The sequence below is a fragment of the Streptomyces sp. NPDC058052 genome (assembly GCF_042885515.1).
In the GTDB taxonomy this organism is placed as follows: Bacteria; Actinomycetota; Actinomycetes; order Streptomycetales; family Streptomycetaceae; genus Streptomyces.
In genome coordinates, this window is the sequence record NZ_JBHVRX010000022.1 from 19,013 (window position 1) to 32,293 (window position 13,281).

At 72.9% G+C, this 13,281-nt stretch carries 13 protein-coding genes and 1 pseudogene; 11 read left to right on the plus strand and 3 right to left on the minus strand.

Going from position 1 to position 13,281, the window contains the following annotated elements:
- Window positions 1-45: 45 nt before the first annotated feature.
- The 6 genes and pseudogenes from ACFVU3_RS26670 (at window position 46) to ACFVU3_RS26695 (ending at window position 6,312) form a co-directional block, all read left to right on the plus strand.
- A complete protein-coding gene (locus tag ACFVU3_RS26670) occupies window positions 46-2,235 on the plus strand; it encodes a DUF5054 domain-containing protein (protein WP_390070024.1) in 2,190 nt (729 codons plus the stop codon).
- A gap of 186 nt (window positions 2,236-2,421) precedes the next feature.
- Window positions 2,422-3,678 (plus strand): septum formation family protein, encoded by a 1,257-nt coding sequence (locus tag ACFVU3_RS26675; RefSeq protein ID WP_390070026.1) that lies wholly within the window; start codon window positions 2,422-2,424, stop codon window positions 3,676-3,678.
- Between the two features lie 87 nt (window positions 3,679-3,765).
- A pseudogene (locus tag ACFVU3_RS26680) lies at window positions 3,766-4,301 on the plus strand (GNAT family N-acetyltransferase).
- Between the two features lie 166 nt (window positions 4,302-4,467).
- Window positions 4,468-4,893, plus strand: a complete 426-nt coding sequence (locus ACFVU3_RS26685) for a hypothetical protein (RefSeq protein WP_390070028.1) — start codon at window positions 4,468-4,470, stop codon at window positions 4,891-4,893.
- A gap of 152 nt (window positions 4,894-5,045) precedes the next feature.
- Entirely contained in the window at window positions 5,046-5,636 is a 591-nt protein-coding gene (locus ACFVU3_RS26690) for a TetR/AcrR family transcriptional regulator (protein ID WP_390070029.1), read from the plus strand.
- A 61-nt stretch (window positions 5,637-5,697) separates the two neighbouring features.
- Window positions 5,698-6,312, plus strand: a complete 615-nt coding sequence (locus ACFVU3_RS26695) for a DUF4865 family protein (protein WP_390070031.1) — start codon at window positions 5,698-5,700, stop codon at window positions 6,310-6,312.
- Window positions 6,313-6,416: 104 nt separating this feature from the next.
- On the opposite strand, the gene ACFVU3_RS26700 is transcribed toward ACFVU3_RS26695, so the two are convergent.
- A complete protein-coding gene (locus tag ACFVU3_RS26700; protein WP_390070033.1) occupies window positions 6,417-6,656 on the minus strand; it encodes a hypothetical protein in 240 nt (79 codons plus the stop codon).
- Window positions 6,657-6,852: 196 nt separating this feature from the next.
- Entirely contained in the window at window positions 6,853-7,683 is an 831-nt protein-coding gene (locus ACFVU3_RS26705) for a DUF1206 domain-containing protein (protein WP_390070034.1), read from the minus strand.
- 255 nt (window positions 7,684-7,938) lie between these two features.
- Between ACFVU3_RS26705 and ACFVU3_RS26710 the strand changes: the two genes are divergently transcribed.
- From ACFVU3_RS26710 to ACFVU3_RS26725, 4 genes are all read left to right on the plus strand, one after another.
- A complete protein-coding gene (locus tag ACFVU3_RS26710) occupies window positions 7,939-8,493 on the plus strand; it encodes a tellurite resistance TerB family protein (protein ID WP_390070036.1) in 555 nt (184 codons plus the stop codon).
- Between the two features lie 68 nt (window positions 8,494-8,561).
- Window positions 8,562-8,789 (plus strand): DUF6296 family protein, encoded by a 228-nt coding sequence (locus ACFVU3_RS26715; protein WP_390070038.1) that lies wholly within the window; start codon window positions 8,562-8,564, stop codon window positions 8,787-8,789.
- 230 nt (window positions 8,790-9,019) lie between these two features.
- The gene (locus ACFVU3_RS26720; protein WP_390070040.1) at window positions 9,020-9,352 is read left to right on the plus strand and encodes a metalloregulator ArsR/SmtB family transcription factor; all 333 of its coding nucleotides are present in this window, start codon (window positions 9,020-9,022) and stop codon (window positions 9,350-9,352) included.
- On the plus strand, window positions 9,349-10,074 hold the full coding sequence (locus ACFVU3_RS26725) for a DUF2071 domain-containing protein (RefSeq protein ID WP_390070041.1): 726 nt from the start codon (window positions 9,349-9,351) through the stop codon (window positions 10,072-10,074). Before ACFVU3_RS26720 ends, ACFVU3_RS26725 begins: the two co-directional genes overlap by 4 nt.
- A 50-nt stretch (window positions 10,075-10,124) precedes the next feature.
- Here ACFVU3_RS26725 and ACFVU3_RS26730 read toward each other — a convergent pair whose 3' ends face one another.
- Window positions 10,125-12,161, minus strand: coding sequence for a BTAD domain-containing putative transcriptional regulator (locus ACFVU3_RS26730; RefSeq protein ID WP_390070204.1), 2,037 nt, complete (start codon window positions 12,159-12,161; stop codon window positions 10,125-10,127).
- Between the two features lie 171 nt (window positions 12,162-12,332).
- On the opposite strand from ACFVU3_RS26730, the gene ACFVU3_RS26735 reads away from it, so the two are divergent.
- Window positions 12,333-13,214 carry an alpha/beta hydrolase gene (locus ACFVU3_RS26735; RefSeq protein WP_390070042.1) on the plus strand — a complete coding sequence of 294 codons (882 nt, stop codon included), beginning with the start codon at window positions 12,333-12,335 and terminating at the stop codon, window positions 13,212-13,214.
- Window positions 13,215-13,281: the final 67 nt, after the last annotated feature.

A 13,281-nucleotide genomic window follows, 5' to 3' on the forward strand; every position in this document is an offset into this window, starting at 1 on the left:
ACAGCCGCGACGCGACACCCCGACCGAGCGTCATGAAGGACCCTCATGCTGCGAGAGCACCACGTGCCCACGGCCCATGACCCCGACCGCGATCCCATCCCCGTCCCCCGTGCCGCAGAGGCCGGGCCGAGGCGGGTGCACGTGGTCCACAAGACCCATCTCGACCTGGGGTTCACCGACCTCGCGGTCAACGTCCTCAGCCGGTACCGGGACGAGTTCATCCCGGCGGCCGTCCGGCTCGGACGGGACCTGCTCGACGCGACCGGCAGGCGCGAGTTCGTCTGGACCACCGGGTCCTGGCTGATCGCGCACGCGCTGGAGCACGGAACGGCGGCCCAGCGTGCCGATCTCGACGCGGCCGTCCGGGACGGGATCGTGGCCTGGCACGCCCTGCCGTTCACGTCGCAGACCGAACTCATGAGCCGCGCCACGATCGAGCACGGTCTCGAGGTGTCGAAGCGGCTCGACGCGCGGTACGGCCGTACGACGCGCGCCGGCAAGATGACCGACGTCCCGGGTCACACGATCGGCATCGTCCCGCCCCTGGCGGAAGCGGGGGTGCGCTACCTCCACATCGGCGGAAACCCGGCCTCTCCCATGCCGGACGTGCCGGACCACTTCGTCTGGCGTGCGCCGGACGGCAACGAGATCGTGGTCTCGTACGACCCCACGTACGGCTCGGACCCGCGGACGGCACCCCTGCGCCGACTGCGCGGGACGGACGAGGCGCTGTTCCTCGCGTTCACGAACGACAATCACGGTCCGCCCACCCGGCAGAGCGTGGAGCGCCTGCTGTCGGTGCTGCGCGAGCAGCATCCCGACGCCGAGGTCGGCGGGTCGACCATGGACGCCTTCGGCCGGGCGGCCTGGGCCGCCCGCGAGCACCTGCCGGTGGTGGACCAGGAGATCGGTGACAGCTGGATCCACGGCGGCGCGGCCGACCCCATCCTCACCTCCCGGCTGACCCGGCTCCAGCGCCTGCGCGACCGCTGGCTCGCCGACGGCCGGCTGGTGCCTCACGGCGAGGTGGACCGGGCGCTCGCCGACGCGCTCGTCCTCGCCGCCGAGCACACCTGGGGCTACGACGTGAAGCGGTACCTGCCGGAGTACACCGTCTACACCAAGCCCGCGTTCCGGGCGGCCCGCGAGCGTGACGAGACCGACCTCGACCGGAGCATCCCGTCCGGCCTGGGCCATCTGCGCCAGTGGGTCGACGAGCCGCCGGGCCGGGGCGGGTACGCCGCGGCCCTCGCCTCGTTCGAGGAGAAGCGCGCGCACACGCGGACCGCTCTGGACGTCCTCCCGGCCGGCCTGCGCGCCGAGGCGGACGCCGGACTCGTGGTCGTCCCCGCCGCACCGCCGGCTGGCGCCGCCGAGGTGCACGGCCGTGCCGTGCGCGACGACGTGGAGCTGGAGATCGACGCCCACGGTGCGCTCATCGCGCTCACGGTCGCCGGGCACCAGGTCCTCGCGGCGCAACCGGCCACCGGGACCGCGCGCGGCCACGGAGAGCTGGGCGGCTACTCCTACGTCGCGTACGGCTCGGGCGACGAACAGCGCTGGCTGCGCCAGTACGTGCGTGACCCGGAACGGCACGGGGACTGGGCCTTCCCCGACTTCGGCAAGCCGGGGCTGGAACTGGTCCGCCCCGAGCGGGTGACCGAGGTGTTCCGGCCCCGGGTGAGGACGGCGCACAGCTGGACCGACACCGACGGCGGCCTGGTGCTCCAGGTCACCACGGGGCTGCACCGGCGGGCCACGGAAGAGTTCGGGGCGCCGCGTGCCGTCACGCTGGAGTACCGGGTGTCCCGGGGCGACGGGCTGCGACTGGGGGTCACCGCCTTCCTCTGCGACAAGGACGCGTTCTTCGCCCCCGAGGCGTCCTGGCTGCACCTGCGGCCGATCGTGGCGACGCCGTCGCGGTGGCGCCTGCGGAAGTCGGGAGTGGAGGTGAACCCGCTCGACGTGGTGCGCGACGGCGGGCGGGCGCTGCACGCGGCCCATGAGCTCGTGTACTGCGACTCCCGGAGCTCGGTGCGGATCACGCCGCTGGACACGCCGGTGCTGGCCGTCGGCGGGCCGCGGCTGTTCCGCCACGACAACACCTTCGGCGACCCCGGTGAGGGTTTCGACTTCTGCCTGCACAACAACGTGTGGGGCACCAACTACCGTCAGTGGTTCGAGGAGGACCAACGCGCGGAATTCCTGATCGAGTTCGGTGAGCGCACGTCCTGACCCGTGCGCCGACCCGTGTGTGCTGACCTGTGCGCAGACCCGAGCGCAGACCCGAGCGCAGACCCGCCGTGCGCCGACCCGCGTACGAGTCGGCGCACGGGTTCGCCTCCGTGGAAGCGTCGGTGGGTGATCGTTTCGTGACCGTACGGCGGACAACCCCGCGGCACGCTGGGCGGTCATGTGGACATGACCCGTCACACCGCCCGCCGCCTCGCCGGCGCGCTCGCCTCCGCCGTCCTGCTCCTCACCGCCTGCTCGGGTAGCGGTGACGGGGGCGGCCCCGCCGCGGCGCCGACGAAGCACCCCGTCTTCGACGAGAAGCTGGAACGCCAGGTCTCCCGGGCGCTGCGGCAGACGCAGGAGGCAGGCAACGCGCACTTCACCCACACCCTGACCTTCGAGTCCGAGAAGGGCCGGGCCGTGCAGACGATCAGCGGCAGGGTGGACTTCGCGCGCGGTACGGGCGAGGCGACGATCCGCTGGCAGGTACCGGAGTCGTACCCCGAGGACGTCCAGACCCTGCTCCTGGGCCGCGCGCCGGGCCTGGGCCACGCCGCCTCCACCTCCCGCGCCTTCGTCGACGGGCAGCACCTCACCTACCGCGCCGACTCCTCGGGCTACTGGCTGCGCTACGGGAAGGGCGACTACGACGCGGGCATGGGCGACGGTGCCCTCCACCGTCTCTGGGGCACCGAGAGCCCGGTCGGCGGCACGCTCCTGGAGGGCCTCGGCGGAACCCGCGCGATCTCCGTGCGCGACCGGAAGGCCGGGCGTACCTACCAGGCGGAGATGCCCCCGATCGTCTCCTCGATGCTGCCGTTCTCCATCGCGGGTGAACTGGCGGTCGAGGACGCCGCCTTCAGCCCCACCCGGCCGCCGAAGCCGCTTCCGACGACGGTCACCGTGGACGGCCGGGGCCTGATCACACACGCCCGGGCCGACCTCTCCCACCTCCTGGGCAAGGAGGGCAGCGTCCTCGACGGGGTGACCGCCGTACGGATGGAACTGACGCTCTCGGGCGTCGGCACGTCGAAGCCCGCCGCGAAGGCCCCGGGCACGGTCCTGCCCGCGCGCGACACGGTCCGCTCCGTCTGGGCCGTCGGGGCCGGACGCTGCGTCGACTTCGGCACCGGTCAGCACAACATCACCCTCGTGGCCGAGATCCCCTGCTCCCGGGCGCACGACGGACGCGTCCTCGCGCAGGTCCCCTACGGGGACGGCGCCTACCCGGGCGCCGTCGCCGCGAAGAGCCAGGCCCGCGACGCCTGCCGGCGGGCGTACCGCGATGCCTCCGACGCGTGGACCGGGGAAGCCGCGCGGGAGGGCAGCTACTGGTACATGTGGTCGGCGGAGGAGGAGTGGCAGGACGGGGGCAAGGCCGTCTGCTACGTCGTCACCCCCAAGGGCGCCGCGCAGGACCCGGCCGCGGGGGACACCGAGTAAGGGTTGTGCCGCAACTGCCGGCCCGTGAGCAAGGAGGGCCGAGGGTGTCGCGGACTGCCGCACGGGTGTCGCGGCAGACTCGTGCTCATGGTGCACCTGCGCGTTCTCACGACGAGCGACTGGCCGCTGTGGCGGGAGGTTCGCCTCGCCGCACTGAGCGAGGCGCCTCACGCCTTCAAGGCCGGCCTCGCGGAATGGCGCAACGGCGGGGAGGAGCGCTGGCGTCAGCGCTTGGCGATGCCCGGCACCTACAGCGTCGCCGCGCTGCTGGACGGCCGAACCGTGGGGATGGCCGTCGGCCTTCCCGCGGAGGGCGGCACGTGCGAGCTCAGATCGGTGTGGGTCAGCCCCCAGGCGCGAGGCCGCAACGTCGCGGACCAGTTGATCGCGCAGTCGAGGGGTGGGCCCGGCAGAGGGGTGCCACGACGCTGAGACTCGCGGCCCTGCCGGACAACGAACCCGCCGTCGCGGTGTACGAGCGCAACGGGTTCGTCGACACGGGAGAACCCGGAGACCTGTTGTCCGACGGGGTGACCAGGGAACGTCTGATGGCAAAGGCGCTTCGCCGAGGACGGGGTGCGAGCGGGTCCGGGCCGCCGTCGAGCACGGCTCCGCCAGGATGAAGACCTCTGGCGGCACGCTACTGAACGTGATCGGGTGATGTCGGAGCTGTTCGCCTGACAGTTGGGTCTCGGCACCGGTAGCTCTGGGGTGTGAGGTACGCGCAGGGTGGCGGGTCACCTTGGAATTCGATTGCCGCAGGCCCATCGAGTGCGCAGATACTTCGGCATGAGCAGACTCGCTGAGGTCATCGTGCTGGCACCGTTCGCGGACGAGGTGATGGAACCCCTGACACGGCCGGACGACTCGCGCGACTGGGGAGGCTGCTTCGAGCGGCTCTACCAGGTCGACGGGTGGGTGAAGGAGTTCAACCGTTCGCGATCCGGCCTGTTTCGACACCTGGAGTCCCTGGCGTGGCCGAACCCGGCGAGCGTGCAGGTACTCATCCATGACGAGGAAGACGACTGCTTCGGGCTGTGGATGATCCAGGACGGCGTGCTGACCGAGGTGCCACTTCCTGGCCATAGGCGTCTACACCCTCCAGCGCCGACCACTGAGGAGTACCCACCCGAGCCGGGCCTGCTGTGGCGAACGGAAACGACCGTTCCGCCCGGCTTCTCCACCGAGCGCCAGGATCCACGCCCGGCCTGGTAGGGCTCACTCATCCACCCAGGTCTCCGGTCATGACCCGAGGACAGCCGACATCACGGATTCAAGTTCAGTAGTTCCGGGACATGATGGGGAGGCCGCGGCTGCCCTGGCAGGCATCCCGTACTTCTGTACCAACTAGTATGTACACTGCCCGCATGGATGCCGCGGAACGTCTCATCGAGAGCACGCGCGAACTGCTGTGGGAACGCGGTTACACCGGCACCAGCCCCAAGGCGATCCAGCAGCGGGCGGGTGCCGGACAAGGCAGCATGTACCACCACTTCGCGGGAAAGCCGGATCTGGCGCTCGCCGCGATTCGGCGCACCGCCGAGGAGATGCGCGCCAAGGCCGAGGAACAGTTCTCCGCACCGGGGACCGTGTTGGAGCGCATCGCCGCGTACCTGCACCGGGAGCGGGACGTCCTCAGGGGCTGCCCGATCGGGCGCCTCACCCAGGACCCGGACGTCATGGCCGACCCCGCGCTGCGCGCCCCCGTCGACGAAACCCTCGCCTGGCTGCGTACGCGCCTTGCCGGGCTGATGGCCGAGGGGCGCGAGCGCGGCGAGCTGGACGCCGCGCTGGACCCGCGGGCGACCGCCGCGACCGTCGTCGCGACCCTGCAGGGCGGCTATGTCCTGGCCCGCGCCGCCCACTCCGTCCAGCCGTTCGACCAGGCGATCGCAGGGGTGCTGGGCCTCCTGGCCGCACACGCCTCCGCCGCCCACGAGGAGACGTGGCAGCCGTGACGCTTCACCTCACCGGCCTGCTTGCCCGCTGATCACCACACGACGAAAGGCGGATTCACCCGTGTATGCCAAGCAGTACGAGATCACCCTGCCCGCCGACTACGACATGAAGATCATCCGGCAGCGGGTCGCCGAGGGCGGCCACGTCCTCGACGACCGGGCCGGGCTGGGACTGAAGGCGTACGCCATCCGGGAACGCGGAGTCGACGGCTCACCCGTCAACCAGTACGCCCCGTTCTACCTGTGGAACGACACCGGCGCGATGGCCCGCTTCCTCGTCGGTGGCGGAGGATTCCAGAACATCGTCCGCGACTTCGGCCGCCCTGTCGCCCGGCACTGGGTCGGCGTCGCCTGCCACGCCGGCCCCGCTCGCACCGCGCCTCCCAAGGCGGCCTCGCGCCGTCTCACCGCGCTGCCTTCCGACACGGAACCGGATGCCACGGGAATGAGTCTGACCGCGCTGATCGAGCGGGAGGCCGAACAGCTGCGGCGGCTTCGCGGCCAGGAGGGCGTTCACACCGCCGTGCTGGCCGTCGACCCCCACCACTGGCAGCTGCTGCGGTTCGTGGTGTGGGCGGACTCCTCCGCACCGGACGAGGAGGCGACCCAGCGCTACGAGGTGCTGCACCTGTCCGCGCCCGGCCTGGGGGACCTGCCGGAGGGACGGGCCTGGTAGCTCCGCGCGAGCGTACCGCCGCTGCGACGGGCTCCGGCGGGCCCTGCGCGGGATCGCCGGCATGCGGGCGGCCACACCCTCGAACGGCACCGTCAGCGCGGGCCTCACCTGTTCGCGGCGGGACCTCCGGGCCCGATCACGCCTCCGTTCTTCCTCACCCACTCTCTCCGCAGAGTCTCGTAGTCCTGGTCGCCGAGGTCCTGGCAGGCCCGGGGCCTTTCGGTCTTCGTCGAGGTCCCGTCGATGGCCAGCCGGCAGGTCTCGCGCCTCTTCGCCGCGGAGTCGCCGCACGCGGTGACCCCCGTGAGCAGAGCGAGCAGGACGACGGCGGTGCGGATCCTCATGGTTCCCCCACATGACGGGACAGCGACAGTCATCGGACGCGACCGGAGGAGTACGGGTTCCATGGCGGACGTCGGCATGGGTCCAGCGCCCTCGGCGGAGCCGGGCGACCCTCACCGGCTCCGCAGGGCACCACGCACATGGACGACGTTCCCGTCCGCAGGCGGGGCGCCGGGCCCGTCCGCAGAGGGAACGCTGTCAGACGTCCCTCCATGCGGCCTGGCCGAAGGAGAACAGGCCGAAGAGGACGAGGCAGACGGCCACGGCGACCAGCAGCCAGGGTCCCGCGGGTGTCTGGGCGAAGGAGCGGATGGCGTCGTCCATGCCCTTGGACTCCTTCGGATCGAAGGCGGCCGCCGCTTTGAGGCCGAAAAGGCCGATCGCGCCGAAGACGAGCCCGCGTCCCACGCCTCCGGCGATGCCCGTCACGTCCATGAACCGTCGCCGGCGCCCGGACATCCCGTCCCACGCGAGGTGCTCGCGGTACGTGCGCAGCGCGGCCCGGCCCGCGATCCACACTCCCGCGCCCAGGAAGCCCGCGGCCACGGCACCCACCCACCACTGGCCTCCGGGCAGACCGAGCAGACGTCCGGTGACGTCCTGGCTCTGGCGGTCGGTGGAGCCGGCCCCGCTGCCCCGGTCACCGGCCGCGAAGGCCAGCACGAGGAACGACGACACGCCGTAGAACACGGACCGCCCGCCGGACAGGACGCGCTTGCCCGCTCCGCCGCCCCCGGGCCCCGCCGCACCGAACAGCGCCTCGGAGAGCCGCCACACCGCCATCCCGGCCAGCCCGACGCCCAGCGACCACAGCAGGACGGCCCCGAACGGCGTCGCGGCGACCTCGGCGAGAGCCCCGCCCCGGTCGGCCTGCTCCTTCGTCCCCGTCAGGCCGATGCGTACGGCCAGGACCCCCACCAGCAGATACAGCACACCGCGTGCCGCGAAGCCCGCCCGGGCACCCCCGCGTACGACATCCCCCCGAGCCGCCCGCCTCGCGGCGGCCCACGGCGAACCGGCTACGGTCATGTCAGCTCACTCCCCTCCGTCTGCACCGTCGCGTGCCCCGACTCCGCGGTTCGAACCACCTCACCCGCGGACGGAGCGGCAGGAAGGGCGAGCCGCCCGAGGGCTGTCGCTCCGCTGACGCGGGCCGCCGGCGAGCGGGTTCTTCCGGTGCTCGGGCGCGGCGGAACTTCATGACATGGGGAAGGCGTTGGCAGGGTGGTGCGCGACGACGCGTGTCCGACGACGGACGACATGGCAGAAGCCGAGGTGGCACGAGTGGCGATGTGGGATCGGATCAAGGACCAGGCGACCAGAGGTCTCCAGCAGGCCCAAGGGGCGCGCGGCGGAGCCGGAGGCCACGGGCCGTCCGGCGCTCGGTCCGGCGGCGGTTCGAGGGCCGAGCTCGTGAGCGCGCTGAAGCTGCAGCTCACGTCCTTGAAGACGGAGCTGAAGAGCGGCGGTTTCCGGGACGCCAGCATGGCCATGTGCGCGTTGGTGGCCGCCGCCGACGGACGGGTCGACCCGTCCGAGCGCCAGCACGTCGAGTCGCTCATCCTCACCAACGACGTCCTGCAGAACTTCCCCGCCGACCAGCTCCGCCAGCGTTTCAACAAGCACGTCGACCAGCTTTCGGCCGGTTTCGTCATCGGCAAGGCGGCGGTGCTCCAGGAGGTCGCCAAGGTGGCGAAGAAGCCCGCCGAGGCGCGGGCCGTCGTCCAGATCGGCATCGTGGTCGCGGGCGCGGACGGCTTCATCGAGCCTTCCGAGGAGCAGATCATCCGCGAGGCGTGCGCCGCGCTCGGCCTGTCGGCGGCGGAATTCGGCATCTGACCCGCTCACCTCGGCCAAGAGGCGCGCGGCCGACGCGCGGGTCACGATGGAAGAGGATGGTGGCGTCGATGGAATATCCCGAGAGCTACGAGCTCGTCTTCCAGGAGTCGGCGGTGGCTGACGACGTGGTCGTGGTCCGCCGCACGGAGCGTGCCGGGCCGGGTGGCTGCCCGGTCTACGAGGACGACACGGGCATCGTGCGCGCGGAGATCAGCGAGCGCGGAGACGTCCGCATGCTCGCGAGCGGCGGTCACCAGGCCCCGTCGTCCCCCGTGGCGGCCCGTGCGCGGGGGTAGGGGGCGGGCAGGAGAACCGCGTCCGCCCGACGTTCCGTGCCCACCGGCACCGCCCGCGCTCCGGTCCGGTCGGCCGAGGTGCCGGCGGAAGGGCGGAGGGGATCGAACGGGAACCTCCGGAGCGCGAACGATCTGGTGAGGAGGCTGAGCCGCAGCGGACCGTCCCCACTGCCGGCGGAGGCATCTGAATCCCCTTGTTAGGTCTTTAGCCAAGATGCTAAATATGGCGCATGACAGAAGCTCAGGACGAGGCGGGAGCCTTCCGTGCCCTCGCCGATCCGACGAGGCGCCAGATCCTCGAGGACCTCAGAGCCGGTGAGCTCGCCGCCGGCGAGATCGCGGCCAGGTTCGCGATCAGCGCGCCCTCCATCTCCCGGCACCTCGGCGTGCTGAAGGGAGCCGGACTGGTCACCGAGCGACGGGAGGGCAACCGGATCATCTACGCGCTGGCCGAGGACCGCCTGGCCACCTGCATCGGCCGGTTCCTCAGCGCCGTCTGCCCCGAGCAGATCGTCCTGCGCCACACCAAATGGCGTGCCAAGGAACAGGGTGAGGGATCATGAGGCAGCCGCGACTGTCCAGCGTCATCGAACGACGGCTGCTGGTGAACTATCGAGTCGCCCCGGACGCCGCCGCACGCCTGCTCCCCGGGGCACTGCGCCCGCAACTGGTGCACGGCTACGCGGTCGCGGGCATCTGCCTGCTGCGGGTGGGAAGGGTCCGGCCGTCCTGGGCACCCGAGGCGTTCGGTCTGCGGAGTGAGAACGCGGCCCATCGCATCGCCGTCGAGTGGGACGGACCGGACGGCGTCGAGACCGGCGTCTACATTCCGCGACGCGACACCGCCTCGCGGATCAACGCCTGGGCCGGAGGCCGCCTCTTCCCCGGCGAACACGGCCGGGCCGACTTCGAGGTGCGCGAGACGCCCGGCCAGATGCGCGTCGCACTGGAAACACGGGACGGCGACACCCGAGTGGATGTCACCGTCGAGCCGTCCGACGAGCTGCGGGGCAGCGAGCTCTTCGCCGATCTCGCCGAAGCCTCCCGCTTCTTCCAGCGCGGGGCGAAGGGCTTCTCGGCCACCGGCTCCGGCCATCACCTGGACGGCATGGAACTGCGGACCGACGCCTGGCAGGTCGAAGCCGCCCAAGTCCACTCCGCCGCCTCGTCCTTCTTCGAGGACCCGGACCGCTTCCCCTCGGGGAGCGCGACCCTGGACTGCGCGCTGCTCATGCGCGGCGTCCCCGCCCATTGGCAGCCGCTCCCGGCCATGGCCTCCGGGTGAGGAGGCTCGCCCCGCCCACCCGAGCGCTCAGCCGCACCCCGGCGTCGGACCTAGTGGGCGGAAGGGCGGGTGTGCACGGCGAGCGCCGCGTCGGCTGCGGCCAGGTGGCGGGTGACCGGGCCGTAGGAGATCAGGCCGCTGCCCGCCCCGGCGAGCTCGGCTTCGGCGGCCGCGAGTTCCTGCCGCGCGCGGCGCAGGACCGGAACGTGCCCTACGGCTGCGGCGGTTCGGGCCAGGACGCACCACAGGGCCTCCTGGAGGAGGTCGTGCGGGGGGCGGGGGACCGTCGCGATGGCCTGGCGTGCGGCGTCGGTGGCGCCTGACGCGGCCAGCAGCAGGGGATCGAGCCATGGCCGGTAGGGGCCGGGATCGAGATCGGCGAAGTCGTCCGGATCGGGCAGGGCGTCCCCGCGCATGACCGGGACCAGGGCGACGAGGGCGGCGGCTCCCCGGACGAGGCCGGGCATGCCGCATCCGGCGGTCTCCGTCAGAACGTGCGCGTACGGGCGGCGGGCGGCGGCCCAGCCGTCGGTCTCGCTGATGCGCAAGGCTCCGTACCAAGCGGTGAAGACCGCGGCGAGCGGCCGTTCGGCGCGGCGCGCGAGTCGATCGATCTCCTCGGCCTCGGCGTCCGCCTCCGTGAAGGCGCCGAGACCGGAGAGGGCTTGGAGGCGGACGATCCGGCCCAGCACCTCGTGCCCGGGAATCTGGTGGTCGACGGCGAGCCGCGTCAGCTCCCTTCCGATCGCGTCCCGCTGGGCGGCCGACCCGCAGGCCGCGAACGACTGCATGAAGGAACCGTTGAGGGCGAACGCCAGGACCGAGGGGTCGCCCAGGCGCCGGGAGATCCGGACAGCTTCCTCGGCGGCGCGTGCGGCGCGCAGTCGCCACGGCTCGGTGACGGGCGCGACGGCCGCCGGGGGAATCGGTGCGTCGGCGGCGGCGTCTCCCCGGGATTCGACGGCGACGACCGACAGCAGCCGGGCGCGCAGAGCGGCCGGGCCACCAGGGCCGAGCCGGGCGGCTGCGCGGGCGGCCGCCCGGGACAGCTCACCGGCGTCGGCGGGATCGTCGGCGCGGGTCCATGCGGCCGGGACGTCGTAGGAACCGATGATCCGGGCGGCCAGCTCCGGATCGCCGGTCGCTTCGGCAGCCGTGACCAGGTCCCGCCGGTGGCGGTGTGCCGACTCCAGGCCGTCGGGACCGGTCACCGCGAGGTCGCGCAGCAGGCCGGCGGTGGCGTGCAGACGGGCCCGCGAGCGGGCGGGCACGGAGCGGTCGTACGAGGCCGTCGCCCGGCCCCAGACGCTGTCGGCCATCCCTGCCGGATCGGCCGCGGTGTCCGCCGCAACGCTGCGAAGGGCGGCCTCCGCGCGTGCCAGAGGCCCCCCGCGGCGGGGCGGCCCGCCGGCGTCGACGAGCGCGTCACGGGCCTGCGCCAGCGCCTCCAGCGCCTCGCCGCGCCGCCCGGCACGGTCGAGTGCCGTGGCCAGGAGCGCCCAGCCGTCCTCCCGGCCCGGATGAGCCGTGACGTGGGCCCGCAGATCGGCGACCGCGTCGCGGGCGGCACCGGTCGCCAGCAGGGCGTCGGCACGCCGCTCGACCGCGTCGAGGCGGAGCGCCTGCAGCCGGGCCCGGTCGGCGGCAGCCCACGAGGCGGTGGGAAAGTCCGCCAGCACGGGCCCGCGCCAGCTGTCGAGGGCCTCGTCCCACAGGGCCACGGCGGCGTGCGGCGCTGCCTCGGCCGCCCGCGCGATGGTGTCCTCGAAGCACCACGCGTCCACCGCCTCGCGGCCGGCGCGCAGCGCGTAGCCGGGCCCGTCGGTGACCAGCAGGCGGGACGGCCGGCGCGGGGGACGGCCGGGCTCCAGCGCGCGGCGCAGCGCGGCCACGAACGTGCGGACCGCGCCGACGGCCGCCGCCGGAGGTTCGTCCTCCCACAGGTCCGCGACGAGCCGGCTCACAGGAACCACCCGGCCCCGGGCGATCAGCAGCCGCCCGAGCACCTCCCGGTGGCGGGGCGCGCCGAGGCTGAGGGGCGAACCGTCGGCATCCCATGCGGCCACCGGCCCGAGCAGTCCGAACATGACGCCCACCGCAGGGTCCTTTCGCGGGCGGCGGCGTCCTGGGCGGGTGCCGCGTGCTCACTCATCGATCGCTGATCCGGGGCCCGCAATCTGGGTGACGCCCCCGGACGACGGGACCGCCGAGGCCGGCGGCCCGGAGCGTCCACTCTGCCACGAACCACAGGAGTCGCTGTGACAACCCCTTCCCTCCCCGGCTTCACCGAGCACCGTGTGCGCGTCGACGCCGGCGTCACCCTGCACGCCGCCGTCGGAGGAGCGGGCAGCCCGGTCGTCCTGCTGCACGGCTTCCCGCAGACCCATCTGATGTGGCGGCACGTCGCGGCCGGCCTCGCCGCCGACCACACCGTCATCTGCCCCGACCTGCGCGGCTACGGCGCGAGCGACAAGCCCGCCGAGACCGGCCCCGACGTCTACTCCAAGCGGACCATGGCCCGGGACGTCGTACGCCTCGCGGCCGCACTGGGGCACGACCGCTTCACCCTGGTCGGCCACGACCGCGGTGCCCTGGTCGCCTTCCGCGCCGCCATGGACCACCCGGACACCGTCACCGGCGCCCTCTTCCTCGACGTTCTGCCGACCCTCGACATGTGGGACGCCCTGCACGGCGTCTCCGGGGCGATCGGCTTCCACCTCTACCTGATGGCACAGGCCCCCGGCCTGCCCGAGACGATGATCCAGTCGTCCGCGGACACCTTCTTCGCCCACTTCCTCGACGCCTGGACGAAGCGGCCGGACGCGATCCCCGCCGAGGTCCGCGCCCACTATCTCGCCGCGTCCGCCGCGGCCGTCCCCTCCATCGTGGCCGACTACCGCGCGTCGGCCGGAGTGGACGTGGACCACGACACCGCCGACAAGGAGGCCGGCAACCGGCTGGCCATGCCGGTGACCGTCCTCCAGCAGGACTGGGGTGCCGCGCTCGGCTACCACGCCCAGAGCCTGTGGAGCTCCTGGACCGACGATCTGGAGCACCGCACGGTGTCCTGCGGTCACTTCATGGCCGAGGAGGACCCCCGGCTGATCGCCGACGAGATCCGGGCGCTCGCCGCCCGCTGAGCCCCGGCGACGTCCCGTTACCCCCGCCACGGGGACCGGCGGCGGGAGAGAACGGGGAGAGGCGAGG

Bases quoted from the DNA above. Each gene is read 5' to 3' on its own strand.
- ACFVU3_RS26685 (WP_390070028.1), top strand. From the start codon at position 4,468: ATGAGCAGACTCGCTGAGGTCATCGTGCTGGCACCGTTCGCGGACGAG.
- ACFVU3_RS26725 (WP_390070041.1), top strand. From the start codon at position 9,349: ATGAGGCAGCCGCGACTGTCCAGCGTCATCGAACGACGGCTGCTGGTG.
- ACFVU3_RS26705 (WP_390070034.1), bottom strand. From the start codon at position 7,683: ATGACCGTAGCCGGTTCGCCGTGGGCCGCCGCGAGGCGGGCGGCTCGG.
- ACFVU3_RS26670 (WP_390070024.1), top strand. From the start codon at position 46: ATGCTGCGAGAGCACCACGTGCCCACGGCCCATGACCCCGACCGCGAT.
- ACFVU3_RS26700 (WP_390070033.1), bottom strand. From the start codon at position 6,656: ATGAGGATCCGCACCGCCGTCGTCCTGCTCGCTCTGCTCACGGGGGTC.
- ACFVU3_RS26690 (WP_390070029.1), top strand. From the start codon at position 5,046: ATGGATGCCGCGGAACGTCTCATCGAGAGCACGCGCGAACTGCTGTGG.
- ACFVU3_RS26675 (WP_390070026.1), top strand. From the start codon at position 2,422: ATGACCCGTCACACCGCCCGCCGCCTCGCCGGCGCGCTCGCCTCCGCC.
- ACFVU3_RS26730 (WP_390070204.1), bottom strand. From the start codon at position 12,161: ATGTTCGGACTGCTCGGGCCGGTGGCCGCATGGGATGCCGACGGTTCG.
- ACFVU3_RS26715 (WP_390070038.1), top strand. From the start codon at position 8,562: ATGGAATATCCCGAGAGCTACGAGCTCGTCTTCCAGGAGTCGGCGGTG.
- ACFVU3_RS26720 (WP_390070040.1), top strand. From the start codon at position 9,020: ATGACAGAAGCTCAGGACGAGGCGGGAGCCTTCCGTGCCCTCGCCGAT.